A 26786-nucleotide genomic window follows, 5' to 3' on the forward strand; every position below is an offset into this window, starting at 1 on the left:
CCAGAGGTGGGCGACTAACAACTGACAACAAAGGGATGCACAATGATGAAGCACTTCGGCACGCTCAGATCGCCGCGCGAAATCATCTTCGGCAGCGGACAACGTGAGGCGCTTGGTCTTGTGGCAAAAAGGCTGGGGCAACGGGCGCTGGTAGTCACCGATAAACGGCTGGCGGCAGACCCGAACTTCCACACTATGATGGCTGATCTGGAATACAACGGCTTGGCGGTGCGCATCGAAAGCGGAACCTTACCGGAAGTGCCGGTAGAAACCGCTGTCAGCGCTGCCGAAGCCGCTCTCGACCACGCGCCTGATATCGTGATTGCCGTTGGCGGCGGCTCTTGTCTCGATATGGCGAAGTGTGTGGCGCTATTGTTGACTCATGGCGGGCGACCGCAGGATTACTATGGTGAGTTGAAGGTGCCCGGTCCGATCCTTCCGCTGATTGCCATTCCGACCACCGCAGGCACTGGATCCGAAGTCACACCAGTCGCCGTCCTGTCCGACAGCGAGCGTACCCTCAAAGTAGGTATCTCCAGCCCGTACCTGATACCCACTGTGGCAATCTGCGACCCCGAACTCACGTTGACCTGCCCCTCCGCGCTGACTGCCATCGCCGGCGCCGATGCGCTGACCCATGCGGTTGAAGCCTTTACCGCCACACACCGCACTGTCACCCCCGGGCTGACACAGGAGAGAGTGTTCATTGGTAAAAATGCCCTATCGGACCAGTTCGCGCTGACCGCAATCTCGCTGCTATGGCAGGGCCTGGAGAACGTGTGCACCGCTGGCGACAACCTGGCAGCACGAGCGCAGGTAATGCAAGGAGCGACCTTCGCCGGGCTCGCCTTCGGCGTCGCCGGAACGGCAGCGGCCCACGCCATCCAGTATCCGGTCGGCGCGCTGACCCAGACTGCCCACGGAGCAGGTGTTGCTTGCCTGATGCCTTGGGTCATGCAGTGGAACCGCTCCGTGATCGGAGCCGAACTAGAACAGATGGCCGCCTCCATGGGCCTCACCGACGGTGCAGCGGTGATTCCTGCCATTGCGGCGCTGTTCGCCCGCATCGGGATCCCGCCTACGCTGGCCACTCTCGGCCTGGACAAAGAGCGGCTCGACTGGGTGGCAGAACAAGCCTGCGGCATCGAACGGCTGATTCAGAACAACCCCCGCCCACTTGACCGCAGCGGCATACGCAAGCTTCTCGACGCCGCCTTCTCGGGCGACGCCGGCCTTCTCCAGCAAGACAATAAGGATAAAAAATGATCCGAGATACCATCCACGGCGAGGACTACGCCGCCCCCGCTTTTCACGCACAAGGCCTTTACATCGGCGGTGCATGGGTACCCGGCAGTGGCATTCCGGTAATGAACCCCGCCACTGCCGAGGTGCTGGCCGAGGTCGCTGATGCCACCGCTGCAGATGCCTTGCGTAGTATCGATGCCGCCGCAGAGGCAGCTGCCGAATGGCGAGCTACGTCCGCACGTCAGCGAGCCGAGATCCTGCGCCGCTGGTTCCAACTAATGACCCAGCACGCAGAGGAACTGGCTCGCCTCATCTCCTTGGAAAATGGCAAGGCGCTACCTGATGCACGCGGCGAGGTGGCCTATGCCGCAGAATTTTTCCGCTGGTATGCCGAAGAAGCCGTACGCATTCCCGGCGAGTTTCGTCATGCACCCGCGGGAGCGTATAACATTCTTGTCGATCATGAACCGATGGGGATCGCGGTGCTGATCACGCCGTGGAACTTTCCTGCCGCGATGGCCGCCCGCAAGATTGGCCCGGCGCTCGCCGCCGGCTGCACCGTGATCTTGAAACCCGCGTCTGAAACCCCCTTGACGGCCTATGCGATGGCGCGACTTGGGGCTGAGGCGGGTGTGCCGCCGGGGGTAGTAAACGTGCTGACCACCACGCAACCCGCTGCGATTACCAATGCCATGCTGACGGATCCACGGGTGCGTAAGCTTTCCTTCACCGGATCGACCGGCGTTGGCCGGACCCTGCTGGCCGAGGCATCAAAATCCGTGGTTTCCTGTTCGATGGAGCTGGGAGGCAACGCTCCATTTCTGGTCTTCGATGATGCCGATCTCGAAGCGGCGCTGGACGGCGCCATGGTCGCCAAGATGCGTAACGCCGGGGAAGCCTGCACCGCCGCCAACCGCTTCTATGTCCAGACGGGTTTGCACGACGCCTTTGTTGCCGGGTTGACCAAACGCATGGCCACGCTACGTGTCGGCCCTGGCAGCGAGGAAGGAACCCAAGTAGGGCCGATGATCACGTCCGCTGCCGTATCGAAGATCGAGCGTCTCGTCGCGGATGCCGTGAAACAAGGCGCGCGCTTGCATACAGGCGGCAACGCATTGCCCGGTAACGGTTACTTCTACCCGCCAACGGTACTGGACAACGTGCCTCATGACGCAGAAATCGCGCATACGGAAATCTTTGGCCCCGTGGCCGCCATCTATCGCTTTGACACCGAAGCAGAGGCCATCCGGCTGGCGAACAACACGGAATACGGGCTGGCCGCCTATGTTTACTCAGGCAACCTATCGCATGCACTGCGGGTGGGCAAGCGCCTCGAAAGCGGTATGGTGGCCATCAACCGTGGCCTGGTGTCCGACCCCGCCGCGCCATTTGGCGGTGTCAAACAGAGCGGACTGGGGCGCGAAGGTGGCGTCACCGGCATACTCGAATTCATGGAGCCGAAGTACTTCGCGGTGGACTTTTGAACATGGAGCAGGATCTCTATCGCAATCGAGACTTCATCCCCGACTTCGACGAAATTATCGCCGAGACGGCCGCCCGGTCGCGCGAACTGGCCGCCCAGGCCGATATACGGCCTGACGTACCCTACGGCCCCGGATCGCGCGAACGCATGGATATCCTTTTGCCGCCACGTCTCGCAAAAGGCGCCCCGCTCCACGTGTTCATCCATGGCGGCTACTGGCGCTCGGGCAGCAAAGAGGACCACTGGCTAGTCGCAGCCCCGGTGCTGGCAGCGGGCGGAATAGCCGCCGCCATCACCTACGACCTGATGCCCGGCACTCGGCTGGGCGCCATTGTCAGGCAAGTTCGGGCGGCCGTCAGGTATTTGGTTGCTATAGCTCCGGATCTGGGCGCGGATGCTACGCGGTTAACAGTCAGCGGCCATTCGGCAGGTGCCCACCTGGCAAGCTACCTTGCCGCGAGCGGCCCAGAAGAGAGTGTCCCGCCTGCCTTGCCCGGGCTGCGTGGCCTGCTGCTGGTTAGCGGAATCTACGATCTTACGGATATACCTGCTAGCTTTCTTAAGTACGAAGCGCAGATGACCCCCGCTGAAGCCTCGGCGTGGTCGCCCCTGACATCCCGTCACCTGGAAGGACCGCGGCGCATCGTAATGGTGGGCGAAATGGATACACCGCCATTCCACGTCCAAGGCCAACAGTTTGCCTCTTTGCTGGCCAACGACGACCTTGATGGAGAGTTCCACATCGAGGCTGGCCTTAACCACCTCACTATCGTACTGGCCCTAGGGGATCCCCAGAGTCCTGCGGGGCTTTGTCTCTCCGATCTGGTTGGCAGCTAAATCAGCAGTTGGGTGTCGCAAACGCCATCACTTCGGCAACGCTCGCCCGCCCCAAGGCGAGCTGGATCAGCCGGTCGATGCCCAGCGCCACGCCGCTGCCTGCCGGCATGCCGTGCTCGAGTGCGGCAAGCAGATGCCGATCGACATCCACCTCGGAAAACCCCAAGCGTCGCCGGGCGGCGTTGTCTTCGGCAAAGCGCATTCTCTGCTCGGCGGCGTCGGTGAGTTCGTCGTAGCCGTTGGCGAGCTCCAGCCCGGCAAGGTAGATTTCGAAGCGCGAGGCGACCCACTGGCCGTCTTCGGGATCGCGATGACGCCGCGCCAGCGCTGCCTGGCTCGCCGAGTAGTCCACCACCACGTCGAGCCCCTCACGCCCCAACTCGGGCTCGATGACCAGGCTCATCAGCAGGTCGAGGCAATCGTCACGCCCGGCATCGCCCATGTCGAGAGCGCCGCGTTCGCCGGCCAGCCGCCGCAGCTCACCGAGCCCGACGCCGAAGGGGTCAAGTCCCAATGCCTCACGGAACAGCTCGCGATAACGTCGCCGGCGCAACGGGCCCGGATCGCGGCCCAGCACATGGCGAATCAATGCCGCCGTTTCCTCGATCAGATTATCGAGGGAGAAGCCAGGGCGGTACCACTCCAGCATGGTGAACTCGATATTATGGCGGCCGCCCACCTCGCCGTCGCGAAAGCTGCGCGCAAGCTGGAAGATCGGCCCACTGCCGGCGGCCAATAGCCGCTTCATGTGAAACTCGGGAGAGGTCTGCAGCCACAGCCGCTCACGCCCTGCCGGCGTAGTCGCCTCGAGCGACAGCGAGGCCAGGTGCATGTCGGTGCTGCCGCCATGCCCCAGCACCGGCGTCTCCACCTCCAGCACGCCGCGCTCGGCGAAGAACGCCCGCACCTCGGCCAGCAGCCGCGCTCGCTCGCGCAAGGTTGTCATGGTGGCAGTGGGCTGCCAATCGATCTCTTGCATGGTCGTCACCATCGAAAACGCCGAGCCCATCAGGACTCGGCGTTGAAGCAGCTAGACACGCGGTCAGGCGCGTGACACATATTCACCAGAGCGCGTATCGACTTTCAATATTTCACCTTGGTTGATGAACAGCGGCACGCGCACCACCGCGCCGGAAGAGAGCGTGGCCGGCTTGGAGCCGCCCTGGGCGGTATCACCCTTCAGGCCCGGATCGGTCTCGACCACTTCCAGCTCGATGAAGTTGGGCGGCGTCACGCTGATGGCGTTGTCGTTCCACAGCGTCACGGTGTAGGCCACCTGCTCCTTGAGCCACTTGACGGTATCACCCAGTGCCTTCTTCTCGACCGCGTACTGCTCGAAGGAGCCATCGGTCTTCATGAAGTGCCACATGTCGCCGTCGTTGTAGAGATACTCCATCTCGAGATCGATGACGTCGGCGCCTTCGAGGGATTCACCCGACTTGAAGGTGCGCTCCCACACGCGGCCGGTGATCAGGTTGCGCAACTTCACGCGGTTGAACGCCTGGCCCTTGCCTGGCTTGACGAATTCGTTCTCGACGATGGCGCAGGGGTCGCCGTCGAGCATCACCTTCAGACCGCCCTTGAATTCGTTGGTAGAATAGTTAGCCATGTTGCCTCTCGAAAGAACGGGCGCGCCGCAGCAGGCTCTGGACGCGCTAATACCGAATCGACGAGGATTCGAGCCCTCGCCCCATTGTGACTGGTGTGCCGCATGATAACCCGAAGCTCCGCCCTTTTGCAGAGAGCGGATTTGCCAAGCGTCGACGTGACGCCCCTGGCACTTCCGAGCGCCTGGCAGACCCAGCTTTCCCAAGCGATTCGCGACCCGCGCGAGCTGTGCCGGCGGCTGGGGCTGGAGGACGCCTGGCTGGCCGGCGCCGAGCGCGGCCACGCCCTGTTCGAAGTGCGCGTACCCGAGGCATTCCTCGTACGCATGCGCCATGGCGACCCCAGCGACCCCCTGCTGCGCCAGGTGTTGCCGCTTGCTGCCGAAGGCGAGGCGGTGCCGGGCTACGTCACCGACCCTTTGGCCGAGGCCGAGCACACCCCCGGGCCGGGGCTGATCCACAAGTACGCCGGCCGCGTACTGCTGATCGCCAGCCCCACCTGCGCGGTGAACTGCCGCTACTGCTTCCGTCGGCATTTCCCCTACGCCGACAACAGCCCTTCCCGCGCCCAGTGGGAGAGAAGGCTAGAGATCCTGCAGCAGGACACCTCGATCCACGAGGCTATCCTCTCCGGCGGCGACCCCCTGGCTGCCAGCGACCGCCAGCTCGCTTGGCTGGTCGAGCGCCTCGAAGTGATTCCCCACCTCAAGCGGCTACGCATTCACACCCGCCTGCCGGTGGTGATCCCCGACCGGGTCGACGACGCCCTGCTCGGCTGGCTCGGCAATACGCGGCTGCAGAAAGTGATGGTGCTGCATATCAATCACGCCCAGGAGATCGACGAAGCCGTGATCGAAGCCTGCGCCCGGCTCAAGCAGGCCGGCGTCACCCTGCTTAACCAAAGCGTGCTGTTGCGCAGAATCAACGACTCGGTCGCGTCGCTGGCCGAGCTCTCCGAGCGACTGCTCGAGGCGTGTGTATTGCCCTACTACCTGCACGTGCTAGACCCGGTAGCCGGGGCTGCCCACTTCGACGTGCCAGACGAAGAGGCCCGCGAGCTGGTCGCGGGCCTGCGGGAGGTGGTGCCGGGCTTCCTGGTGCCGCGGCTAGTCCGGGAGGTCCCCGGCAAAGCGAGCAAGACGCCGCTGTAAGGCTCTCGACACTACTAGCTCACAGCGAGGCGCCGGCACACACGGTCAGCGTCTGCCCAGTGATCGAACGGGCCTCTTCGCTGAGCAGAAACGCAACGCTTGCGGCAATCTCCTCGGGCTCGATGAACCGCCCCATGGGAGGCAGCCTGGGCGCTACTCTGGCCCTGGCGGGATCCTCCAGCATCGGCGTTCTCGTCGCACCGGGTGCGACGAGATTGACTGTGGTGCCCGATGTCACGAGCTCCATTGCCCACGAACGAATCAGGCCTTGCTGTGCCGCCTTGGAGGCCGCATAGGAGCTCTTGCCGACGGCGCCTTGCTGGGTGCGGCTACCGATCAGCACGATACGTTGCAGCGGTGCCTGCGCTTCAAGCAACGCCTTGAGCAGGAAGGAAGGCGCGGCAACATGCAGTGCCCACATGCGTGCGGCCAAGGCATCGTCGTAGTCCGCCACGGCGCCGGTGTACATGACGCCGGCGGCATGCACCAAGGCGTTGAAAGCGCATCCTTCGGTCAGCCAGGCCGCCGCAGCATCGGGAGCCCCAAGATCGGCTTGAAGCCAGTGAAACCGTTCAGCGTCGCAAGGCGGCGCTCTTCGCGATACGCCCGTCACCTCGTGCCCTTGTGCGAGCAGATGGTGTGCAATGGCCAACCCGATACCGGAGCTGCAGCCGGTCAAGAGTATGTGCATCGAACAGGCTCCCTGGTATTGCCATCTAGGCCAGGACCAGCCGCGGGCTGGCAGGCACCACTTCCAGCGTAACGGCGCGCCGCCGCTGGAACGTTTGCAACACATCGTCGGGCGCCTGGTCGTCGGTGATCAGCGTCCAGTGGCTCAGCAGGGGCGTCCAATGCTGCTGCCGCGCACGGCCCAGTTTGGTCGAATCCGCCATCACGATCACCTCCGAAGCACGCCGGATCATCATCTCCTTGAGATAGGCCTGTTCGGCACTGGCTTCGCACAGACCGAGATCGGCGACGACTCCATCGGCACTCAGGAACAGCTTGTCGACGGATAGACGTTCGAGGGCGGCCTGTGCCGCCACACCGTAAGTGGTCATGCTGGCGGAACGCAGGTCACCACCCAACAGGGTGACCCTGCTGTGGCTCAGCGCCGCCAGCACCGGCAGTGCCGCCAGGTTATTGGTAAAAATATGCAGGTCGCGGCGCTGGCCCAACAGCTTGGCCAGTTCCGCCGTAGTCGTTCCGCCGTCCAGCAGCAGGGTGTCGCCGTTCTCCACGTGCTCCAGGGCCGCCCGGGCCAGGCGCGCTTTGACATCTTCCTGCTCATGCTGGCGCTGGGCCAGGGACAGCTCGGGTTCCCGCTTGCCGATGATCGCCGCCGCCCCGCCGTAGGTCCGCACGATCAGCCCTTCGTCCGCCAGGGCCGAGAGATCGCGCCTGACCGTCGCCTCGGAGACATTGAAACGCTCGCATAACGCCTCGACGTCGGAGATCCCGCTCAACACGGCCTCCAGCATGGCATGACGGCGTCTGGCAACTTTCATGGCGACTCCTCAAAGCACAAGACGAAAGCGGGGCCTCAAGACGACAGAGAGACGCCATGACGCCGGGCAACGATGTCCGACAGTTGGGGCACGAAGCTCTCGCCCTCGCCTTCGGCGATGGCGCTGGCATACAGCTCCTTGACCGCCTTGGCGACATCGGCCTGGACCCCCAGGTTCTCGGCCAGCTCCGCCAGATAACGGGTATCCTTGCCGGCATTATCCAGGGTAAAGCGATGCGCATCGCGATCTCGCTCCAGCACGTACTGGAAGAAGGTACGGTAGAAGCCACTGTCCATGCGGCTGCCACGGATGACGCTATCGAACACTTGAGGCGTGATACCCGCCTTGGCACCGATGGTCAAGGCTTCCGAGAAGATCGCCCCGTAGCCCATGGCCAGGAAGTTGTTGAGCAGCTTCATGGTGTGGCCTGCCCCTACCGGCCCCACATGCAGCACCTTGCTCGCCCAGGTCGCCAACACCGGGCGAAGTCGCTCTAGGATTGCCTCATCGGCACCGACGATGGCCTGCAGCTCTCCCGCCTCGGCCTGGGTCGGGGTGCCGCCGAGCGCCGCATCGACGAAGGTCACGCCGAGCGGTGCCAGTTCGGCATGCAGACGACGTGTCAGCGCCGGGTCCGAGGTCGAACAGTCGACGATCATCAGGCCTTCATGGGCGCCGGCCACCAGGCCGTTCTCGCCCTCGACCAACGCCGCCACCTGGGGAGCCCCGGTCACACACAGGAACACGATATCACTGGATTGCGCCAGCATCCGAGGCGATTCGGCCTCCTGAGCCCCCTTGGCCAGCAAGGCCTCCAGGGCATCGCGGCGTCGATGCGCCAACGCCGTCAGGGGGTGGCCTGCCGCCAGGATGTTGCTCGCGATACCGGCCCCCATCAGGCCAAGTCCAGCAAAACCGATTCGTTGCATGTTGCTTGCCTCCACTTCACAGTTGATAGACTCAGGCCCTGGCCCGATGACTGGCGAGCTCGATGGCCTGCTTCAAGGCCTCCAGCATGCTGCGCTCGTCGGCAATTCCCTTGCCAGCGATATCGAAGGCGGTACCGTGATCCACCGAGGTGCGAATCACCGGCAGTCCAACGGTGACATTGACCCCCGCCTCCAGCCCCATCACCTTGACCGGGCCGTGTCCCTGGTCATGGTACATGGCCACCACCACATCGAAGTCGCCACGTCCGGCGCGGTAGAAAAGGGTGTCCGCCGGCAAGGGGCCTTCCACGTCCCAGCCTCGCGCCACCAGTAACTCGACCGCCGGCATGATCTTCTCTTCCTCTTCCCCGTAGCCGAAGAGTCCATTCTCGCCGGCATGGGGGTTGATCCCGCATACGCCTATCCGCGGCTGCTCGATGCCGGCACGCACCAAGGTGTCGTGGGCACGTTCGATGGTACGCTGCACCAACCCGGGCTCGATGCGCCGGATAGCATCGAGCAAGCCGATGTGGGTGGTCACATGGATGACCCGGAGGTTCGGCGCCACCAGCATCATCGACACTTCGTCGATGCCGGTCAGGTGGGCCAGCATCTCCGTATGGCCAGGGAAGACATGCCCCCCCGCATGCAGCGCCTCCTTGTTGAGCGGCGCCGTACAGATGGCATCGAGCTTTCCCTGACGGGTCAACTCCACGGTCCGGGCGATAAAGTGGTAAGCCGCATCGCCGGCGATCGGCGAGACACGGCCGTAGGGCAGGTCATCAGGGATCAGGCCCAGGTCGATGCACTCCACGCATCCTGCCGTGAACCGGGCTTCGTCGACGCTTGCGACGGCATGCACCTCGAGGCGAGTACCCACGAGCCGGCCCGCTTTCCGCAGGCGTCCGGCATCGCCAATCACCAAGGGTCGACAGCTGGCATAGACCTGTTCATGAGCCAGGGCCTTCATGATGACCTCGGGACCAATCCCGGCGGCATCGCCCATGGTGATACCTATGATTGGAAGATAACTCATCAGCCGCTTGCTCCTGTGAAAGAGATTCGAGAGAACTCAGCCGTGCCGGGAAGATGCAACGACAGGAGAGTGACGCTGGCGATCGAGGTATCGCCAGGCATTGCAAAGTGTCTCGGGACGGCCGAAGCCACCGGCCTTGGTCACCACCGGCAGGCGCAGACATTCCGCCACCGACAGCACCACGCCTGGCTCCACTTCTCCTACTACGTCGAGATCGGCAAGCTGGCCGGCATCGAGCAGGGCGCGTGCGGTTTCGCCACCGGTGGCCACTAGCCCGCCCAGTCGGGCGAGCCGATCTCCCAAGCAGCTTGCCAGGCGGCGGCACAGAGCCCGGCCATCAAGGCCGGGGATTGGCTCATTGGAGCCGAGCGCGACCAGCACATCCTTGCCGGCATCCAGGGCCTGCTCGACGTCGGGGAGCCTGAACTCGCCCTCACCGCCAGCCATCAGCTGTCTGAGATCGACTTCACACGAGACGATGGCGGGCGCCGACATGTTTTTCAGGGCCTCGACCTGACGGCGCGATACCTGCGACATGCTCCCCACCACCGTGAGGATGGGTCCCGAGACAGCCACCCGATCCGCCTTGGGTGCACTGGCTTCGGCAGCCAGTGCCAGTACCCCAAACAGCTGATGAGCGAGACCTGCCGAGCCCACCCAGAACACTTCCCGCAAGCCGGCACCGATGCGGGCCACTCGTCGAAGATCCCGGTCGGTCTCGCTGTCGCAGACGATCGCTCCGACGCCCTCGTCCTGCTGGGTCCGACACCACTCGACGAGACGCGCCTCCTCCCAGTTACGCAGCGCCTCCAGGGGCAGGAGACGCGTCTCGACGCCCCCTTGGCTCAGCATGGCGCAAAGATCCGCCTGGCCGGTGAGCCGATCGTGTCGCCAGGCCTCCGTCCGCTCTACCGGCACCCCATCGAGATATTGCCGTCCCTCTCGCGTAGCGCGCCCCATCGCCGGCAGTGCCGGCGCTACGAGTGCCATGCCGGCGAGCGCAACTAGGGCCGCCACTTCACTGACGAAATTGCCCCGTAGCGTCGAATCAATTTTCTTGTAGAGCCATTGGGGCCGCCCCTCGACGGCCTGCCATGCCTCCAGACAGGCCCTGGCGGCAGCCTCGGGGGTCAGATGTCGCGAGTCAGCATCCATCGCCAGTACCTGGCACCCCGTCCCGCCACCGGGCGCCAGCCGGATCGAGGTCGACAACCCCCGGCTGGCATAGCCCACGGCACAGTCGGCAGCGCCCGACAAATCATCGGCGATGATCAGCAGCCCAGGCACGCCGGGAGCTTCCTCGCGACGCGCCCCCATCAGCGATACACCTCGAGCAGAGCATCCAGACGCTCACGCGTCGCTTCATCCAGCGGCATGGCTGGGGCACGGGCCGGCCCGGCGGGCATGCCCAGCAGCTCTGCGGCAGTCTTGAGCACCACCGGCATGGTGCCCATGCCGAAGGCGCCCCGCAGTACCCGCAGCTTTTCCTGGTTTTCCCGGGCGGTCTCGATATCGCCGGCCTGGAACGCCTGATAGATGGCCATGACGACATCGGGCACCGCATTGGTGGTGGCTGCCACGGCGCCATCGGCGCCGGCGATCAGGCTCCAGAGAATCAGCGAGTCGGTACCGGTGAACACGGCGAAGTCATCGCGCCTTAGACCAATCAGGTGGGTCAGTCGATCGAAGTCACCACCGCTGTCCTTGATGCCCTGAACCATGGGCAGCTCTGACAACGCTGCCACGGTATCGACCTGGATGGTGCCACCGGTCTTGGCCGGTATGTTGTAGAGCATGAACGGTAGCGGAGCGGCCTCGGCGATGGCGGTATAGTGGACGAGCAACTCCTTCTGCGAGACCGCATTGAAATAAGGGGTGATGATCGAGCAGGCATCGACCCCCACCTGGTGCATGCGCTCGTTCATGGCAATGACACCCCGCGTCGAGAAACCACCGGTACCGGCGATGACGGGCACACGGCCACGGGCCTGGTCAACGACAATGCCCGCCACCTCGGTCTTCTCGTCATCGGAGAGAGCAAAGAACTCTCCATTCGTACCCAGGGCGAACAGCCCGTGCACCCCCTTCTCGATCAGGGTCTCGACCAGTGCTCGCAGCCCGGCCTCGTCGACCTCTTCGGCGGCAGTCATGGGAGTGATGAGTGCTGGAATGATGCCTTTGAACAGGGCCATGGGGAGCGTCCTCGGTGATGCTGATCCAGGGGTCCATAACGATCGAAACAATCACAAAATGATCGATTCAACAAAACCTTGCAAGCTATTGAATAAAGAAAAATCTCTTCATTTTTAGACATTACACACATATCTTATTGTTTATAAAAAAATAAAATGGCGACTACACACTTTTCCTGTACGACTAAAGCATAAATGCGCCATTTTGATCGATCTGCTCATATTTAGATCAGCCAAGATGGAAAACCGCCCTAACTGGCGGCGGAAGCGCCAACGCGGCCCTGCGCAGCACCGTCAATGCCTTGCCACAGCCGGGGTAGTAAAGCGGCAAGGAGGTCAACGACCCCATGCCTTTAAAGTGCTAGATCCAATAAAAACTGGAGCCTGTCATGATGCCGAAGAAGACACTCAGTGCAGCAGTCGCCACCGCGGCCATCCTGTGTTCGCTGACAGTACAAGCCGACTATCCGCAACGCACCATCGAGCTCGTGATTCCCTTCGGCCAGGGAGGTGGAAACGACCTGGTCGGGCGGGCCTTTGCACAATCGCTGGCCAACCACAGCGGTATCGACGTCCTGCCGGTCAATCGCACCGGCGGTAGCGGCGCGGTAGGCTTCAATGCTCTCGCATCGGCCCGGCCGGATGGCTACACGATCGGGATGATCAACAGCTCCCTGGTCGGCAACCCCCATATCATCGATGGCTTCCCGGTCAGCATCGATGACGTCACGCCGATCTGTCTGCTCTCCGCCGAACCGGTGGGTATCGCCGTCAGGCACGACAGTGAGATCCAGACCCTTGAGGATTGGGTGACGATTGCACAGGAAGATCCCGATCGCCTGGCTCTGGGCTACGTCTCCATCGGCGAACTGATCGCCCTGTCGATCGGCAATGTCACTGATACCGATCCCACCCTCGTCCCATACTCTGGCACCGGTGACTCCATCACCGCCATCATCGGTGGACACATCGATGGCGCCATCGTCTCCGATGCGGAAGGGTACTCACAGATCCAGGCGGAGCAGCTGCGTATGCTCGCCTTCTTCAGCGAGGACCGCTCACCCAGCCTGCCTGACGTTCCGACATCCGCGGAGGAGGGTTACCCGCTGGACATCGGTCTGTTCAGGGCGATCGGAGCGCCCAAGAACATCCCCGAGGAGGTTGAGAGCTACTTGACGCAGACCTGCGAGCAGATCGCCGAGGATGATGCGTTCATCGAGCGCATGCGCAACATTGGTTTCAATGTGCAGCTTCGCACGGGCAGCGATTTCAGTGACTGGCTATCGCGCCAGAATGAAAACTACCGGGACGCAGCAGCCTTGCTGGACCACTAAAGCCCGACGGCAGTCGTCGACAGCCTGGAGGGGCAAGACCGCCCCTCCAGCCACCTTCGGGGAATGGTGAAATGAACTACCTGGCAATCAAGTACAAGCTCAGGACCGTAGAATGCTGGGTCCTGTTGTCGCTTCTTACGATTGGCATCTACTTCCTTATCCAGGCTCTCGGCATGCCCTTCGGCATGCGAAGAACGATAGGTCCAGGTTTCTTTCCAACCATCGTCCTGTCTGCTCTGGTGCTGTATGTCGTACTGGCTCTGACCAACTTTATTCGCAACGATGCGGAAAACGTCTATGCCAACTTCCCCGAAGGCACTGAGGATGACACGACGCTCAAGGCGCTGATCAAGGCCATGAGCAACCAGGGAGGGGCCTCTTTCGCGATCACCACGTGCGCTGGGCTTGGCCGATTTTCGGCCGCCACCATCGCCGCAAGGGGTAACCCCGAAAAAAGCCTGGTAGCGATCTCCTCTCGCGCATCTCAAATGACTGCCGAGCAATCCGCTTGGGAGCACATGCAGCGATTCACCCCCCTGTCGCTTCTCTATTTCGACCCCTATGTACTGATTACCTCCCGCGGCAACTCGATCGACTCGCTCGGTACCATCGGTTTCGATGATGAACTCGATGACACCACTTTTATCGGCCGGGTCGCCAGTTCCAAGGGGATGGGAGCTCAAGCGCAGATGGTGGGAATGGAGGCAAAAACCCTTCTCGCCGCCTTGAAAAACCGGAATATCGATACTGCCATCATAGCTCGCTCCGACTTGGTAGAAGCAGAGATCGGTGGAGAGGTAACCCTCCTTCACACCTATGATGGCTCCGGCACCGCAGGCGGAAACCAAGACGATCCTCCCGTTTATGGCCGATGGGCTGCACTGTTCCTGTCCAAGTCAGCATCGCAGGAACAGCTCGACATGCTGGCATCCAGCCTGGGCCGGGCCACCACGGATAGTGAGCTTCAGGCTCAGCTCGAACACGTTGAAGAGCCCTGGAACCCAACCGACTCACAGGAAGCAGGCCGGATTCTCGAAAAACTCGCCAGCCAATGGCAAGCGGGCCCCCACAGCCATGCTACCCAGGCACCTCGCGGCAGGGCCTACGCCATACCCGTTGCCATAGCCGCCATTGCCGCTTTCCCCTTCCTGATGGAGATCTTCGGCTTCATGGCAACGTCAGTCGCCGTCACTTCTCTCATCATGGCGCTGCTCTGGGCAGAGTTCGGCGTCAAGGTTTTGCTGAAGATTGTCCTCATCAATGTCCTGATTGCAGTGACAACCTACCTGGTTTTCTACCATGTCTTCGGCATCCCCCTTCCCACTGGGTCACTCTGGTAAGGAGTAAGGTATGTTAGAGCTACTCTTACAGGGATTCGCGTCTCTGCTCGACCCCCTGCTCTTGCTCATGCTGGTCGCCTCAGTGGCTATCGGCATCATGGTCGGCGCCTTGCCGGGCATCTCCCCATCGCTGGGTGTGGCGATCGCCAGCCCCCTGACCTTCGTCCTTGACCCTTTCACTGGCATCAGCTGCTTGATCGGTATCTACGTCGGCGCCATCTATGGCGGGGCCATCCCGGCAACGGTCATTGGCATTCCAGGTTCCGCCACAGCGGTCACCACCGTACTCGACGGGTATGCCATGGGACGCAAGGGCAAGGCCGGACTGGCCCTTGGTCTGAGTACCATCTCCTCTTGCGTCGGCGGGATACTCGCCTCGATCGTCCTGATCCTGCTGGCCTATCCGATCTCTCAGTTTGCCCTTTCACTGGGGCCGCGTGAGTACTGCGCCATCGCCGTGCTCGCCTTGACCGCCGTCGCCTCGCTGTCCGGAGACTCTTTCCTCAAGGGCAGCCTTGCCTGTCTCATTGGACTATTTCTCGCCACGATCGGACTCGACGCCATCCACGGACAGCCTCGCTTCACCATGGGCAGCCCCTATCTCATGGGGGGCGTACCGTTCATCGCCGTGATCATCGGCCTCTTCGCCATCCCGGAAATCATGCAGCGCTTCGAGAAGATCTCCCAACGCAGCCAGCCGACGATGCAAGTCTCTAAGGTGCTGCCCGACTGGCCTCTCATGAGACGCTTGATTCCCACCCAAGTGCGCTCCAGCGCCATCGGTGTCGTGGTGGGCGCCGTACCCGGCGCCGGTGGTGATGTCGCCTCCATCATCTCTTACAGCCAGGGGCGCAACCTTTCCAAGAACCGTGATCGCTACGGCACGGGGGAGCCAGAGGGCATCGTTTGCTCGGAAGCGGCAAACAGCGCCTCTGCGGTGGGGGCCCTGATTCCGCTGCTGACCCTTGGCCTTCCCGGCGGCGCCGTGACGGCCGTTATCATCGGTAGCTTCATGATTCATGGACTGCAGCCTGGCCCATTGCTGATGCAGGACCATGCCCCACTGGTCTACCAGTTCTTTGCCACGACCGTGCTCGTCAACGTCATGCTATTGCTGGTTGGCCTGCCTGGTGCCAAGCTCTTCTCCCGCGCCCTGCAGGTCAAGGAGTACATCCTCCTGCCCATCATCCTGCTGATCTGCATCATCGGAGCCTATGCCCTGCGCAATAACGCCTTCGACATCCTGGTGATGCTCGGTATCGGCGTCTTCGGCTATTGCATGGCCAAGGCCGGGATACCCCGTCCCCCGGTGATCATCGGGATGATTCTGGGACCGATGATCGAGAATGAAGTCGCTCGCGGCCTCCTGGTAACCCGCGGCAATCCTTGGGATTTCATTACTCCCGTGAGTGCCGTCATCTGGGCCATTGCCTTGCTGCCCTTCTATCTGCCGTTGATCAAGTTGCTGTTCCGCAAAATGAAACGAAGTCCGCTCGGAGCCCACTGAACACTGCAGCGAAGTAACGGTTACGCAACGACAACATCAGACGAGATATCGATATGACCCACCCACTCCACGATACGGTGTCTGGCAGCCTGCACACCTCATGTTTGGATGGCGCACGCATCGAAGCCTATCTGCCAACGCCCTGTATCCAGAACCATGCTGCCTTCCTGCATCAGCTGCATAACGACGACCTGCTGTGCGCCTGGTTCGGGGGTACCCAGGAAGGTATCCCCGATGTCTCGATCTACATGGCAAGGCTCGAGGCAGGTGCCAGTGCCTGGTCACAGCCGAGCAAGCTCTCCCATGACGACAGTCGTTCGGAACAGAACCCGGTACTGTTCGACGCCCCCGATGGTAGCCTGTGGCTGCTCTATACGGCCCAGCTCTCAGGTCATCAGAACACCGCGATCGTTAAACGCAGAATCTCCCGCGACGCTGGCCGGAGCTGGGATGAGCCAGCCCCGCTCGTCGAGACGTCGGGCCTGTTCATCCGCCAGCCTCCCGTCATCCTCGATGATGGCCGCTGGCTGCTGCCCGTCTTCCTGTGCCAGGCGGCACCCGGTGAGCGCTGGACCGGCAACGATGACATCAGCGCGGTGATGGTTTCCAGCGATGCGGGCCAGAGCTGGACGCAGCACGAGGTGCCGGAGAGCCGCGGCTGCGTGCACATGAACATCCAGAAGCTTGAGGATGGCTCCCTGCTGGCTCTCTTCCGCAGTCGCTGGGCCGACCACATCTATCTCAGCCGCTCACGGGATGGCGTGGAGTGGACGCCTCCCCGGCCAACCTCGCTGCCCAACAACAATTCTTCGATCCAGTTCACCCGCCTGGCCAATGGCCACCTGGCACTGGTCTACAACCACAGCAGTGCCAAGCCTGGCGCTGAACGCAGGACTTCTCTCTACGACGATATCGAGGACTCCGAGGATCATGGCGAGCTGGCCGAGCAGTCTGCCAAAGCCGGCAAGGCGGCTTTCTGGGGCGCACCGCGAGCCCCCATGACGCTGGCCATTTCCGAGGACGGGGGAGAGACCTGGCCGATCCGCCGTGACCTGGAGATCGGCGACGGCTACTGCATGACCAACAATTCGGCCGACAAGAAGAACCGGGAATACTCCTATCCCACCATCATCCGGGGCCAGGATGGAGCGCTGCACATTGCCTTCACCTATTTCCGCCAGCGCATCAAGTACGTACGCCTTGAGGAGAGCTGGGCTTCCTATTGACAGCCCACTTCCCAAACGCGACAGGCCCCGCCATGCGGGGCCTGTCGCGGTCGTTGCCAAGATGTCTTACTTCACCTCTTCCAGCGTCGCCGCGGTCACGTTGGCCGCTGCCGGCTCGTTGGAAACGTGACGGTTGATGGCGCTCATCACCGCTTTCATCGAGGCGCTGGTGATACTCTCGTCGGTACCCACGCCGAACACCGCCTTGCCGTCGATGCGCACCTCCACGTAGGCGATCGCCTCGGCATCGGCGCCCTGGCCGCGGGAGTGCTCATGGTAGTCAATGATCTCGACGTCGTGACCGGCAGCGGCCAATGCCTTGATGAAAGCCGCCAGCGGGCCATTGCCTTCGCCCTGGATGCTGCGCCGCTCGCCGCGCTCTTCGATGCTGGCTTCGAGCTTCACCTTCGGGCTGTCGGGCTCCGATGAGAGTCGATGGTTGAGCATCGTATAGGGTGAGGTGCGTGCCAGGTATTCGTCGGCGAAGGCCTGGTAGATCATCTGCGAGGTGATTTCGCGCCCGGTGCGGTCGGCGACTTCCTGCACCACCTGGCTGAACTCGATGGAGAGCCGGCGCGGCAGCTCGATGCCGTGCTCCTGCTCGAGCAGGTAGGAGACTCCCCCTTTGCCCGACTGGCTGTTGACGCGGATCACCGCCTCGTAGCTGCGGCCCACGTCCAGCGGGTCGATGGGCAGGTAGGGCACTTCCCACATGGCATCCGGATTGGCGCGGCGCTCGGCCATGCCCTTCTTGATGGCATCCTGGTGGGAGCCAGAGAAAGCGGTGAAGACCAGGTCACCCACGTAGGGATGGCGCGGGTGCACCGGCAGTTGGTTGCAGTACTCCACCTCGCGCATGATCGGCGTGATGTTGGAGAAATCGAGCCCCGGATGCACACCCTGGGTATAGAGGTTCATGGCCAGGGTCACGATATCGACGTTACCGGTGCGCTCGCCGTTGCCGAACAGCGTGCCCTCGACGCGATCGGCACCGGCCATCACGGTGAGCTCGGCAGCCGCCACGCCGGTACCGCGGTCGTTGTGCGGGTGTACGCTGACGATCAGGTGGTCGCGATTCTTCACGTTGCGGCAGAACCACTCCACCTGGTCGGCATAGTTGTTGGGCGTGGCCGCCTCCACCGTGGCCGGCAGGTTGACGATCATCGGCTTCTCGGCCGTCGCCCCGTAGGCTTCCATTACCGCCTCGACAATGTCCTTGGCGAAATCCATCTCGGTGGTGGTGAACAGCTCCGGCGAGTACTGGAAGGTCCAGTTCGTCTCCGGCGCCGCCGCCATCAGCTCACGAATCTGGGTGGTGGCGTCCACTGCGATACCGATGCACTCCTCCCTGCTGACGTTGAACACCACACGGCGGAACACAGGGTCGGTGGCGTTGTAGACGTGGACGATGGCGTTCTTCGCTCCCTGCAGCGCCTCGAAGGTACGCTCGATCAGATGCGGACGCGCCTGGGTCAGCACCTGAATGGTGACGTCGTCGGGAATCTTGTTCTGCTCGATCAGCGCCCGCACGAAATCGAAATCGGTCTGCGACGCCGAGGGGAAACCGACTTCGATTTCCTTGAAGCCGATCTTGACCAGCAGATCGAAGAAGCGCTGCTTGCGTTCCTGATCCATGGGGTCGATCAGCGCCTGGTTGCCATCGCGCAGGTCGACGCTGCACCACAACGGCGGGGTTTCGATGCGTCGGTTCGGCCATTGACGGTCGGGCAGGTCGACGGCGACGAAGGGGTGATACTTGGCGGCGGGGTTGTCGAGCATCATGGTGGCTTTCTCCCTGGGCTGGCGGCATTCAGAAACGACGACGCCCCGGCTGCATCGAGCATACCGGGGCGTCGTGGCAATAGGCGGAACATTCTACGCAACCGATGACGGCGCGACCGATGATGGTCACGGCGGAACGATGTACGTGGCAGAAAACACTTCGGGTAGTAGACATTTCTCGGTACCTCGACTGACCTGGACAAAATGCGATGCGCAACGCATCGCCCGACGCTCAAAGGCCGGCTAGTAGTCGTAGGTTCAGGCTGAGGTAGCGGAATGTCGTGTTCATACCCCCTAGAAAATCAGCATGCGTTCCTCTTGTCAAGGCACGTTCCCGTTTTCCGCTGACACATCGGCCCGGCGCCACCACTCGATCAAGCCTTGAGGGACCGCCTCCTCGGCTACCGTCAGCATCCAGACCGAGGTGCCACTCGGCTCTTCCACGCTTACGCAGAAGCGCCGCCGGTCGGCACCTGGCGCTTCTGCAGGCGCCGCTTCCGCACAAGACAGCAGTTGCCAGAGTTCTTCACGCTGCGCCTCGCTGTAGCGGTCGCAATGGATGCAGCGCGGGCGCGCCAGGCCGGGGAAATGCGCCATCCCACCTTCGCGCCGCAGCCGGACCACACTGGCCGGCGTCAAGGTAGGTGGCAGGCTCACGGCAACACCCCGACGCGACGCCAGCCTTCGCGCACCGCCGTTGCTTCCTGGCTCATGGCACCATGGCGGCGCTCGGCGTTGTCCAGGGTCAACGTGGCGAAGGTGACAAAATCGCTCTCCTGCCCCAAGCGCCGGTCAACGAGGGTGTCGTACCAGATGCGACCGGCTCGCTCCCAGGCATGGCCGCCCAGTGCCATGGACGCCAGATAGAAGGCTCGATTGGGGATGCCCGAGTTGATGTGCACCCCACCGCTGTCCGCTTCGGTGACCACGAAGGCCTCCATATGGTCGGGCTGCGGGTCGCGTCCCAACAGAGGATCGTCATAGGCGGTGCCCGGCCTGGCCATGGAGCGCAGCGCCCGGCCGGCAACCTGCTCGGTGAACAGCCCCTTGCCGATCAACCAGTCCGCCTCATCGACGCTCTGTCCCAGTTGGCGCTGCCTGACCAGGCTGCCGAACACGTCGCACAGCGACTCGTTGAGCGCCCCGGACTGGCCAACGTAGGCCAGTGCCGCTTCGTGCTGGATGACGCCATGGGTCAGTTCGTGGGCAATGATGTCCAGCGCGATGGTGAAACGATTGAACAGTTCGCCGTCACCGTCGCCGAAGACCATCTGCTGGCCGTCCCAGAAGGCGTTCTCGTAATCTCGGCCGTAGTGAACCGTTGCCAGCAGCGCCATGCCTTCGTCATCGATGGAGTGCCGCTCGTAGACTTCCCAAAACAGCTGGTAGGTCGCTCCCAGGCCCAGGTAGGCCTCGTCGACGGCGGGATTGCCGCTGTCGCCCTCTCCTTCGCGCCTCACCAGCCTGCCGGGCAGAACCTGACGCTGCTCGGCAGAATGCACGTAGCGTGCCGGCTCGCCGCGCCGGCTGCTGCCTGCGGGCAGAGTGGCCGCCCCTGCGCGGGCGCGGAACTGCTGATCGACCAGCAGGGTATGCCGGGCGCACTCGCGCAAGTGAGTAGAGCCGGCGCTGGCGATGCGCTCGAGCAGGTAGGGTGGCAGAAAGTGCTTCGCTCCGGCAGGTGCATCGGTCATCCTTTTCCTCTCCTTCATGCCATGCAGCTCGCCCATCGAGCCCTGTCGATTAATCAGCATAGCGGAAGACTTACTTTTCACGCCGCTCCAGCATCGCCTCCATGCGCGCCAGTTGGTCATGCAGTGCGCGCACGTCGTTGCGCAGGCCGTGCAGCTCGGCGGCCTCCCCTTCGCCACTCTCGAGCTCGATCTGGATGCTCTCCTTCTGCATCACGTCAAGCACGATGCCGATCATCATGTTGAGGAAGATGAAGGCGTTGAGAAAGATGAAGGTGAGGAAGAAGATCCAGGCATAGGGGTAGTGCTCCATGGTGGGATAAAGCACCGCCGTGGCCCAGCTCTCGAAGGTGGCGACCTGGAACAGGGTCAGCATGGCCAGCGATATGTTGCCCCAAAGCCGCTCGTCGACGTCGTTGAACAGGAAACTGCCGATCGCCGCGTAGATATAGAAAATGATGAACATCAGCAGCGCCACGTAGCCCATGCGCGGTATCGACTTGAATAGCGCCGCCATCAGCATGCGCAGCTCGGGAATCATCGAAACCAGGCGCAACACACGGAAGATGCGCAGCAGGCGTGCCAGCAGCACCATCTCGGAGTCGTCCATGGGAATCAGGCTGGCGGTAACGATCAGGAAGTCGAAGACGTTCCAGCCCTTCTTGAAGAAATCGAGCAGCCGCCGCTCAGCGGCCATGCGGATCAGGATCTCCACCAGGAAGAACACCGTTACCGCCACGTCGAGCACCCGTAGCCACTGCTGAAAACGCGAGACCTCCTCGTAGGTCCGCGCCCCGATCAACAACGCCGATAGCACGATGATCGCTATCACCGTGAGTTCGAAGAACTTGTTGGCCCGCAGCCGCTCGAAGCGGTCGCGCCAGGTCTCGAAGGAAGCACTCATGGGCATTCTCGCAAGCACTCCATGACAGGATCCGAAAGGACAGGAACCGAAGAACCGCCGGAAACAGATTACCGGGCCGTTCGAGGCGGCGTGATGGTATCACGGGTGTGAAACGAAGAGCGCACCTTCACGGCGCCGCCGGTTTCACCACACATTACGACAGCGAAACCTTTATTCACGCTCCCCGCCTTGTCCTGGTGGTGGCGGCCTGCCTACCTTCAAATCATCACGTGCACAAGGAAAAGGAGTCCGGCACATGAGCGAAGAGAAGCAACCACCTCAGGAGCAGTCCCACCAGCCCGGCGCCGAGTACAAGATGGACCCTCAGCCGGAGTACATCCGTAAGAGCTACCGTGGCGCCGACAAGCTCAAGGACAAGGTCGCCATCATCACCGGCGGCGACAGCGGCATCGGTCGCGCCGTGGCGGTGCACTATGCGCGCGAGGGCGCCGACTGCGTCATCGTACACCTGGAAGAGGATATCGATGCCCGCGATACCCAGCGTCTGGTCGAAAAGGAAGGGCGTCGCTGTGTCGTACTCAAGGGCGACGTGGGCGAGCCGTCGTTTTGCGACGAAATCGTCGACAGAACGCTTCAGGAGTTCGGCAAGCTGAACATCGTGGTACACAATGCCGCCGAGCAGTACGACTGGGACGATATCACCGATATCCCGCCCGACCAGCTCCAGCGCACCTTTCAGACCAACGTGTTCAGCCACTTCTACCTGACCAAGGCGGCCCTTCCCCACATGGGCGATGGTGACAGCATCATCTGCACCTCGTCGATCAACGCTTTCAAGGGCAATCCTACACTGATCGACTACACCGCCACCAAGGGGGCGATTCAGGGGCTGGTGCGTTCGCTGGCGGTGCCACTGGCCGAGAAAGGCATCCGCGTCAATGCGGTGGCGCCGGGGCCGGTGTGGACGCCGCTGATCCCGGCCAGCTTCCCAGCCGACAAGGTCGCCTCCTTCGGCGGCCAGGTGCCGATGAACCGCGCCGGCCAGCCCTCCGAGATGGGCCCAGCGTATGTCTACCTGGCCTGTGAGGAATCTTCCTACATGAGCGGTCAGACGCTGCATCTTAACGGCGGCGTGGTGCTCAATACCTGATCGCCACCATACGAGAGCGCCCGCCTGGAGCCTCCAGGCGGGCGCACGAGTTCGGGCAGTTCGAAGCGTGCTCCAGGTAGCGCGTGGCTTCAGGTCGTGAGTTCTGCCGGGGCCAGCAGGCCCGCCAGCTCCTGGGCGTGAAGGGCAGCCTCGCGCCCGCGTGGCGTCAGGTAGCCGCCGTCGGCCTGGGTTACCAGGCCCTTGTCATGCAATCGTGATGCGGCGGCCACGGCCCCGGTAGCAGCGCTACTGGCGTGGACCTTCAGACCTTCATGGGTGGTGTCGAGATTGTAAAGACAGAGCAGGTTCAGTTCGTCCAGCAGTTCCGCGGAGAAATGCGCTTGGGCCATGGCGACCTCCGATGTGATGGTCCTTCGAAATAGGAGCCCTTCGAAGGTACGCCACTTCGCCTGAGTTAACCAGTCAGGCCGTCAACCCGCGCGGCTTTCGTCCTCCAGATCGACTTCGCGATACCCCATCAGGTAGAGCACGGCATCGATGCCCAGGGTCGAGATCGACTGGCGTGCCTGGCTGCGCACCAGCGGCTTGGCGCGGAAGGCAATCCCCAGTCCCGCAGCGGCGAGCATCTTGAGGTCATTGGCACCGTCGCCCACGGCGATGGTCTGCTCCATGGTCAGTCCCTCGCGTGCGGCGATCTCGCGCAGCAGTTCGGCCTTGCGGCTGGCGTCGAGGATCGGTTCGCGCACTTCGCCGGTTACCTTGCCATTCTCGATCACCAGCTCGTTGGCGTGGATCTCGTCGAAGCCGAGCTTCTCTTGCAGGTGCCGTGCGAAGTAGGTAAAGCCGCCGGAGAGAATGGCAGTGCGGTAGCCCAGCCGCTTGAGATGCTTCATCAGCCGCTCGACGCCGTCCATTAGCGGTAGTTCCTCGGCGATCTCGGCGAGTACCGATTCATCGAGCCCCTTGAGCTTGGCCATGCGCTCGCGAAAACTCTGCTGGAAGTCGAGTTCGCCGCGCATGGCGCGTTCGGTGACAGCCGAAACCTCATCGAAGACCCCATGCCGACGCGCCAGCTCGTCGATCACCTCGGCCTGGATGAGGGTCGAGTCCATGTCGAAACAGACCAGCCGGCGATGGCGGCGCCAGATGGAATCCTCCTGCAGGGCGATGTCAACGCCATACATGGCGCCCAGCGCCAGCGCCTTCTCGCGCAGGTTATCGAGATCGACCTCCTCGCCGCGCAGCCAGCACTCGACGCAGGAACCGAACCTCGGCACGCCTCCGTCCAGCGCCTCGCGGCCCGAAAGGCGGTGGATCAGCTCCACGGTGAGGCCGCGCTCGGCGGTGAGCGCGCCGACTTCGGCGAGGATGCCGGCAGGCAGGTGCGGTGCAAGCAGGGTCAGAATCAGCCGCGGCTCGCTGTCATGCGCACTCCAGCGCTGGTAGTCCTCGGCGCTGACCTGAATGGCCTGAACGTCGAGGCCCAGGGTGTCGCCGGCCTCGTTGAGCGCCCCCTCCAGGTCGCTGTCGCGGTCGAGCCCGACCAAGGCTTCGAGCGAGACCATGCCGAAGGTCACGCTCTGGTTGATGTCGAGCAGCCGTGCGCCGCTGCGCGCCATCGCCTGGCCCAGGCCGGCCAGTTGGCCGGGTCGTGCCGCGCCGGTGGCGCGAATCAGCAGTCGTCGTGTCATTCCCCACACTCCAAGCGGTCGACTTTCTGCAGGCCGCGGGGCAGCTTGCTGCCGCGGCGGCCACGCTCGCCGCGATAATAGTCCAGTTCAGCGTCCTTGAGGGTCAGGTGACGCTTGCCGGCATGAATGACCAGCGACGCGCCGGCAGGCACCAGGGCAATATCGCGTACCAGCTCTTCACGCCGCGCGGCACGGGCCCCGGGGATATCGATCATCTTGTTGCCCTTGCCCTTGGCCATTTCGGGTAACTGCTCCAGCGGGAACAGCAGCAGGCGCCCTTCGTTGGAGACCGAGGCCACCCAGATGTCTTCACCTTCCGGCACGCGCACCGGGGCCATGACCCGGCACCCCTTGGGCACCGAGAGTACCGCCTTGCCCGACTTGTTCTTACCGATCAACTCCTCCAGCTTGGCCACGAAACCGTAGCCGCCGTCGCTGGCGAGCAGGTAGCGGGTCTCGGGCGGGGCCAGCATCAGCCCGGCCATGTGCGCACCGGCCACCACGTTGACCCGGCCGGTGACCGGCTCGCCCTGGCTGCGAGCGCTGGGCAGGTTGTGAGCGGCCAAGGTGTAGGCGCGGCCGGTATCGTCGAGCAGCACCAGCGGCTGGTTGGTCTTGCCCCGGGCCGCCAGGGCGAAGCGGTCACCGGACTTGTAGGAGAGCCCTTCCGGCTCAATGTCGTGGCCCTTGGCGGCGCGAATCCAGCCCTTCTCGGAGAGCACCACGGTGATGGGGTCGGCCCCCATCAGTTCGACCTCGGAGAGCGCCTTGGCCTCCTCGCGCTCGACGATCGGCGAACGGCGCTCATCGCCGTGTTCGCGGGCCGCCTCGCGCAGCTCCTCCTCGATCAGGTCGGTGAGCTTGGCCTCGCTGCCGAGCAGCGCCTTCAGGCGCTTGCGCTCGGCCTCCAGCGCATCCTGCTCGCCGCGGATCTTCATCTCCTCGAGCTTGGCCAGGTGGCGCAGGCGCAGCTCGAGGATCGCCTCGGCCTGGCGGTCGGAGAGGCCGAAGGCGTCCATCAGCGCACTCTTGGGCTCATCCTCCTCGCGGATGATGCGGATCACCTCGTCGATATTGAGGTAGGCGACCAGCAGACCTTCGAGTATATGAAGGCGGTCCTCGACCTTGCCCAGCCGGTACTCGAGACGGCGGCGCACCGTCTTGCGCCGGAAGGTGAGCCATTCACCCAGCATGTCCGGCAGCGGCATCACCCGCGGGCGGCCATCGAGGCCGATCACGTTGAGATTGACGCGAATGTTCTTCTCTAGGTCGGTGGTGGCGAACAGGTGCGCCATCATCGCCTCGATGTCGACGCGGTTGGAGCGCGGCTCGATCACCAGCCGGGTCGGCTCCTCGTGGGTCGACTCGTCGCGCAGGTCGTCCACCATGGGCAGCTTCTTGGCCTGCATCTGGGCGGCGATCTGTTCAAGCACCTTGGACCCGCTGACCTGGTAGGGCAGCGCGGTGACCACCACCTTACCCTCCTCCATCATGTAGCGGGCGCGCAGCTTCACCGAGCCGCGGCCGCTCTCGTAGAGTTTCTGCAGATCGTCGCGGGAGGTGATGATCTCCGCCGCAGTGGGAAAATCAGGCGCCGGCAGATACTGCATCAGCTCGCCGGTAGTGGCGTCTGGATGGCGCAGCAGGTGACAGGTCGCCTCGACCACCTCGTGCACATTGTGCGGTGGGATGTCGGTGGCCATGCCTACGGCAATGCCGGTGCCGCCGTTGAGCAGCACGTGGGGCAGGCGCGCCGGCAGAACCACCGGCTCGTTCATGGTGCCGTCGAAGTTGGGGGTCCAGTCGACGGTGCCCTGGCCCAGCTCGGCGAGCAGTACCTCGGCAAACTTCGACAGCCGCGATTCGGTGTAGCGCATCGCCGCGAACGACTTGGGATCGTCGGGGCTGCCCCAGTTGCCCTGGCCGTCCACCAGCGGATAGCGGTAGCTGAACGGCTGAGCCATCAGCACCATCGCCTCGTAGCAGGCGCTGTCGCCATGAGGGTGGAACTTGCCCAGCACGTCGCCGACGGTACGCGCCGACTTCTTGTACTTGGCGCTGGCGTTCAGCGCCAGCTCGCGCATGGCGTAGACGATGCGCCGCTGTACTGGCTTCATGCCGTCGCCGATGTGCGGCAGCGCCCGGTCGAGAATGACGTACATCGAGTAGTCGAGGTACGCCTTCTCGGTGTATTCGCGCAAAGAGAGACGTTCGACGTCGCCCTCCGCCACCTGGATATCCATGGTCATAA

General features: G+C 63.0%; 24 protein-coding genes. 9 read left to right on the forward strand and 15 right to left on the reverse strand.

What is annotated here, in order from left to right:
• The first annotated feature begins 42 nt into the window (after positions 1–42).
• The 3 genes from SPH52_RS08840 to SPH52_RS08850 are packed head-to-tail and all read left to right on the forward strand — an operon-like array spanning position 43 to position 3565.
• Positions 43–1266: an iron-containing alcohol dehydrogenase gene (locus SPH52_RS08840; protein WP_411794650.1), complete on the forward strand. Its 1224-nt coding sequence runs from the start codon at positions 43–45 to the stop codon at positions 1264–1266.
• Positions 1263–2729: an NAD-dependent succinate-semialdehyde dehydrogenase gene (locus SPH52_RS08845; RefSeq protein ID WP_411794651.1), complete on the forward strand. Its 1467-nt coding sequence runs from the start codon at positions 1263–1265 to the stop codon at positions 2727–2729. Before SPH52_RS08840 ends, SPH52_RS08845 begins: the two co-directional genes overlap by 4 nt.
• A gap of 2 nt (positions 2730–2731) precedes the next feature.
• The gene (locus tag SPH52_RS08850) at positions 2732–3565 is read left to right on the forward strand and encodes an alpha/beta hydrolase (RefSeq protein ID WP_411794652.1); all 834 of its coding nucleotides are present in this window, start codon (positions 2732–2734) and stop codon (positions 3563–3565) included.
• Position 3566: 1 nt separating this feature from the next.
• On the opposite strand, the gene epmA is transcribed toward SPH52_RS08850, so the two are convergent.
• Entirely contained in the window at positions 3567–4544 is a 978-nt protein-coding gene (gene epmA, locus SPH52_RS08855; RefSeq protein WP_411794653.1) for an EF-P lysine aminoacylase EpmA, read from the reverse strand.
• 63 nt (positions 4545–4607) lie between these two features.
• On the reverse strand, positions 4608–5174 hold the full coding sequence (gene efp / locus SPH52_RS08860) for an elongation factor P (RefSeq protein WP_411794654.1): 567 nt from the start codon (positions 5172–5174) through the stop codon (positions 4608–4610).
• A gap of 102 nt (positions 5175–5276) precedes the next feature.
• Between efp and epmB the strand changes: the two genes are divergently transcribed.
• Complete coding sequence (gene epmB, locus SPH52_RS08865) at positions 5277–6323, forward strand: EF-P beta-lysylation protein EpmB (protein ID WP_411794655.1); 1047 nt, start codon at positions 5277–5279, stop codon at positions 6321–6323.
• A gap of 19 nt (positions 6324–6342) precedes the next feature.
• Here the strand turns inward: epmB and SPH52_RS08870 are convergent, their stop codons facing one another.
• The 6 genes from SPH52_RS08870 to dapA are packed head-to-tail and all read right to left on the reverse strand — an operon-like array spanning position 6343 to position 11988.
• Complete coding sequence (locus SPH52_RS08870; protein WP_411794656.1) at positions 6343–7014, reverse strand: SDR family NAD(P)-dependent oxidoreductase; 672 nt, start codon at positions 7012–7014, stop codon at positions 6343–6345.
• A 25-nt stretch (positions 7015–7039) separates the two neighbouring features.
• Positions 7040–7831 carry a DeoR/GlpR family DNA-binding transcription regulator gene (locus SPH52_RS08875; RefSeq protein WP_411794657.1) on the reverse strand — a complete coding sequence of 264 codons (792 nt, stop codon included), beginning with the start codon at positions 7829–7831 and terminating at the stop codon, positions 7040–7042.
• A 35-nt stretch (positions 7832–7866) separates the two neighbouring features.
• Positions 7867–8760: an NAD(P)-dependent oxidoreductase gene (locus SPH52_RS08880; protein ID WP_411794658.1), complete on the reverse strand. Its 894-nt coding sequence runs from the start codon at positions 8758–8760 to the stop codon at positions 7867–7869.
• A gap of 31 nt (positions 8761–8791) precedes the next feature.
• Entirely contained in the window at positions 8792–9796 is a 1005-nt protein-coding gene (pdxA, locus tag SPH52_RS08885; protein WP_411794659.1) for a 4-hydroxythreonine-4-phosphate dehydrogenase PdxA, read from the reverse strand.
• Between the two features lie 36 nt (positions 9797–9832).
• A complete protein-coding gene (locus SPH52_RS08890) occupies positions 9833–11113 on the reverse strand; it encodes a four-carbon acid sugar kinase family protein (protein WP_411794660.1) in 1281 nt (426 codons plus the stop codon).
• Positions 11113–11988, reverse strand: coding sequence for a 4-hydroxy-tetrahydrodipicolinate synthase (gene dapA / locus SPH52_RS08895; RefSeq protein ID WP_411794661.1), 876 nt, complete (start codon positions 11986–11988; stop codon positions 11113–11115). The genes SPH52_RS08890 and dapA overlap by 1 nt, the downstream gene beginning before the upstream one ends.
• A gap of 389 nt (positions 11989–12377) precedes the next feature.
• On the opposite strand from dapA, the gene SPH52_RS08900 reads away from it, so the two are divergent.
• The 4 genes from SPH52_RS08900 (at position 12378) to SPH52_RS08915 (ending at position 17395) form a co-directional block, all read left to right on the forward strand.
• The gene (locus tag SPH52_RS08900) at positions 12378–13322 is read left to right on the forward strand and encodes a Bug family tripartite tricarboxylate transporter substrate binding protein (protein WP_411794662.1); all 945 of its coding nucleotides are present in this window, start codon (positions 12378–12380) and stop codon (positions 13320–13322) included.
• 71 nt (positions 13323–13393) lie between these two features.
• A complete protein-coding gene (locus SPH52_RS08905; protein WP_411794663.1) occupies positions 13394–14662 on the forward strand; it encodes a tripartite tricarboxylate transporter TctB family protein in 1269 nt (422 codons plus the stop codon).
• Positions 14663–14672: 10 nt separating this feature from the next.
• Positions 14673–16169 carry a tripartite tricarboxylate transporter permease gene (locus SPH52_RS08910; protein WP_411794664.1) on the forward strand — a complete coding sequence of 499 codons (1497 nt, stop codon included), beginning with the start codon at positions 14673–14675 and terminating at the stop codon, positions 16167–16169.
• A gap of 53 nt (positions 16170–16222) precedes the next feature.
• Complete coding sequence (locus SPH52_RS08915; RefSeq protein ID WP_411794665.1) at positions 16223–17395, forward strand: sialidase family protein; 1173 nt, start codon at positions 16223–16225, stop codon at positions 17393–17395.
• Between the two features lie 66 nt (positions 17396–17461).
• Here the strand turns inward: SPH52_RS08915 and leuA are convergent, their stop codons facing one another.
• The 4 genes from leuA to SPH52_RS08935 all read right to left on the reverse strand — a co-directional run bounded on the left by leuA (position 17462) and on the right by SPH52_RS08935 (position 21772).
• Positions 17462–19177: a 2-isopropylmalate synthase gene (leuA, locus tag SPH52_RS08920; protein WP_411794666.1), complete on the reverse strand. Its 1716-nt coding sequence runs from the start codon at positions 19175–19177 to the stop codon at positions 17462–17464.
• Positions 19178–19498: 321 nt separating this feature from the next.
• Positions 19499–19834 (reverse strand): protealysin inhibitor emfourin, encoded by a 336-nt coding sequence (locus SPH52_RS08925; RefSeq protein ID WP_411794667.1) that lies wholly within the window; start codon positions 19832–19834, stop codon positions 19499–19501.
• Entirely contained in the window at positions 19831–20871 is a 1041-nt protein-coding gene (locus SPH52_RS08930) for a M4 family metallopeptidase (protein ID WP_411794668.1), read from the reverse strand. The genes SPH52_RS08925 and SPH52_RS08930 overlap by 4 nt, the downstream gene beginning before the upstream one ends.
• 70 nt (positions 20872–20941) lie before the next feature.
• Positions 20942–21772 (reverse strand): ion transporter, encoded by an 831-nt coding sequence (locus SPH52_RS08935; protein WP_411794669.1) that lies wholly within the window; start codon positions 21770–21772, stop codon positions 20942–20944.
• 256 nt (positions 21773–22028) lie between these two features.
• Here SPH52_RS08935 and SPH52_RS08940 point away from each other — a divergent pair, with 256 nt between their 5' ends.
• Positions 22029–22883 carry an SDR family oxidoreductase gene (locus SPH52_RS08940; RefSeq protein ID WP_411794670.1) on the forward strand — a complete coding sequence of 285 codons (855 nt, stop codon included), beginning with the start codon at positions 22029–22031 and terminating at the stop codon, positions 22881–22883.
• Between the two features lie 89 nt (positions 22884–22972).
• Here the strand turns inward: SPH52_RS08940 and SPH52_RS08945 are convergent, their stop codons facing one another.
• The 3 genes from SPH52_RS08945 to parC all read right to left on the reverse strand — a co-directional run bounded on the left by SPH52_RS08945 (position 22973) and on the right by parC (position 26784).
• Positions 22973–23233 (reverse strand): TIGR02647 family protein, encoded by a 261-nt coding sequence (locus SPH52_RS08945; RefSeq protein WP_411794671.1) that lies wholly within the window; start codon positions 23231–23233, stop codon positions 22973–22975.
• 81 nt (positions 23234–23314) lie between these two features.
• Entirely contained in the window at positions 23315–24535 is a 1221-nt protein-coding gene (gene serB / locus SPH52_RS08950) for a phosphoserine phosphatase SerB (protein WP_411794672.1), read from the reverse strand.
• Positions 24532–26784: a DNA topoisomerase IV subunit A gene (gene parC / locus SPH52_RS08955; RefSeq protein WP_411794673.1), complete on the reverse strand. Its 2253-nt coding sequence runs from the start codon at positions 26782–26784 to the stop codon at positions 24532–24534. The genes serB and parC overlap by 4 nt, the downstream gene beginning before the upstream one ends.
• Between the last annotated feature and the right edge of the window lie 2 nt (positions 26785–26786).

Source organism: Halomonas sp. A29 (assembly GCF_046723295.1).
Classification (GTDB): domain Bacteria; phylum Pseudomonadota; class Gammaproteobacteria; order Pseudomonadales; family Halomonadaceae; genus Halomonas.

What these genes read in the sequence shown, in the direction of transcription:
- SPH52_RS08840 (WP_411794650.1), top strand. Translation starts at nt 43, where the DNA reads ATGATGAAGCACTTCGGCACGCTCAGATCGCCGCGCGAAATCATCTTC.
- SPH52_RS08845 (WP_411794651.1), top strand. Translation starts at nt 1,263, where the DNA reads ATGATCCGAGATACCATCCACGGCGAGGACTACGCCGCCCCCGCTTTT.
- SPH52_RS08850 (WP_411794652.1), top strand. Translation starts at nt 2,732, where the DNA reads ATGGAGCAGGATCTCTATCGCAATCGAGACTTCATCCCCGACTTCGAC.
- epmA (WP_411794653.1), bottom strand. Translation starts at nt 4,544, where the DNA reads ATGCAAGAGATCGATTGGCAGCCCACTGCCACCATGACAACCTTGCGC.
- efp (WP_411794654.1), bottom strand. Translation starts at nt 5,174, where the DNA reads ATGGCTAACTATTCTACCAACGAATTCAAGGGCGGTCTGAAGGTGATG.
- epmB (WP_411794655.1), top strand. Translation starts at nt 5,277, where the DNA reads ATGATAACCCGAAGCTCCGCCCTTTTGCAGAGAGCGGATTTGCCAAGC.
- SPH52_RS08870 (WP_411794656.1), bottom strand. Translation starts at nt 7,014, where the DNA reads ATGCACATACTCTTGACCGGCTGCAGCTCCGGTATCGGGTTGGCCATT.
- SPH52_RS08875 (WP_411794657.1), bottom strand. Translation starts at nt 7,831, where the DNA reads ATGAAAGTTGCCAGACGCCGTCATGCCATGCTGGAGGCCGTGTTGAGC.
- SPH52_RS08880 (WP_411794658.1), bottom strand. Translation starts at nt 8,760, where the DNA reads ATGCAACGAATCGGTTTTGCTGGACTTGGCCTGATGGGGGCCGGTATC.
- pdxA (WP_411794659.1), bottom strand. Translation starts at nt 9,796, where the DNA reads ATGAGTTATCTTCCAATCATAGGTATCACCATGGGCGATGCCGCCGGG.
- SPH52_RS08890 (WP_411794660.1), bottom strand. Translation starts at nt 11,113, where the DNA reads ATGGGGGCGCGTCGCGAGGAAGCTCCCGGCGTGCCTGGGCTGCTGATC.
- dapA (WP_411794661.1), bottom strand. Translation starts at nt 11,988, where the DNA reads ATGGCCCTGTTCAAAGGCATCATTCCAGCACTCATCACTCCCATGACT.
- SPH52_RS08900 (WP_411794662.1), top strand. Translation starts at nt 12,378, where the DNA reads ATGATGCCGAAGAAGACACTCAGTGCAGCAGTCGCCACCGCGGCCATC.
- SPH52_RS08905 (WP_411794663.1), top strand. Translation starts at nt 13,394, where the DNA reads ATGAACTACCTGGCAATCAAGTACAAGCTCAGGACCGTAGAATGCTGG.
- SPH52_RS08910 (WP_411794664.1), top strand. Translation starts at nt 14,673, where the DNA reads ATGTTAGAGCTACTCTTACAGGGATTCGCGTCTCTGCTCGACCCCCTG.
- SPH52_RS08915 (WP_411794665.1), top strand. Translation starts at nt 16,223, where the DNA reads ATGACCCACCCACTCCACGATACGGTGTCTGGCAGCCTGCACACCTCA.
- leuA (WP_411794666.1), bottom strand. Translation starts at nt 19,177, where the DNA reads ATGATGCTCGACAACCCCGCCGCCAAGTATCACCCCTTCGTCGCCGTC.
- SPH52_RS08930 (WP_411794668.1), bottom strand. Translation starts at nt 20,871, where the DNA reads ATGACCGATGCACCTGCCGGAGCGAAGCACTTTCTGCCACCCTACCTG.
- SPH52_RS08935 (WP_411794669.1), bottom strand. Translation starts at nt 21,772, where the DNA reads ATGAGTGCTTCCTTCGAGACCTGGCGCGACCGCTTCGAGCGGCTGCGG.
- SPH52_RS08940 (WP_411794670.1), top strand. Translation starts at nt 22,029, where the DNA reads ATGAGCGAAGAGAAGCAACCACCTCAGGAGCAGTCCCACCAGCCCGGC.
- SPH52_RS08945 (WP_411794671.1), bottom strand. Translation starts at nt 23,233, where the DNA reads ATGGCCCAAGCGCATTTCTCCGCGGAACTGCTGGACGAACTGAACCTG.
- serB (WP_411794672.1), bottom strand. Translation starts at nt 24,535, where the DNA reads ATGACACGACGACTGCTGATTCGCGCCACCGGCGCGGCACGACCCGGC.
- parC (WP_411794673.1), bottom strand. Translation starts at nt 26,784, where the DNA reads ATGACCATGGATATCCAGGTGGCGGAGGGCGACGTCGAACGTCTCTCT.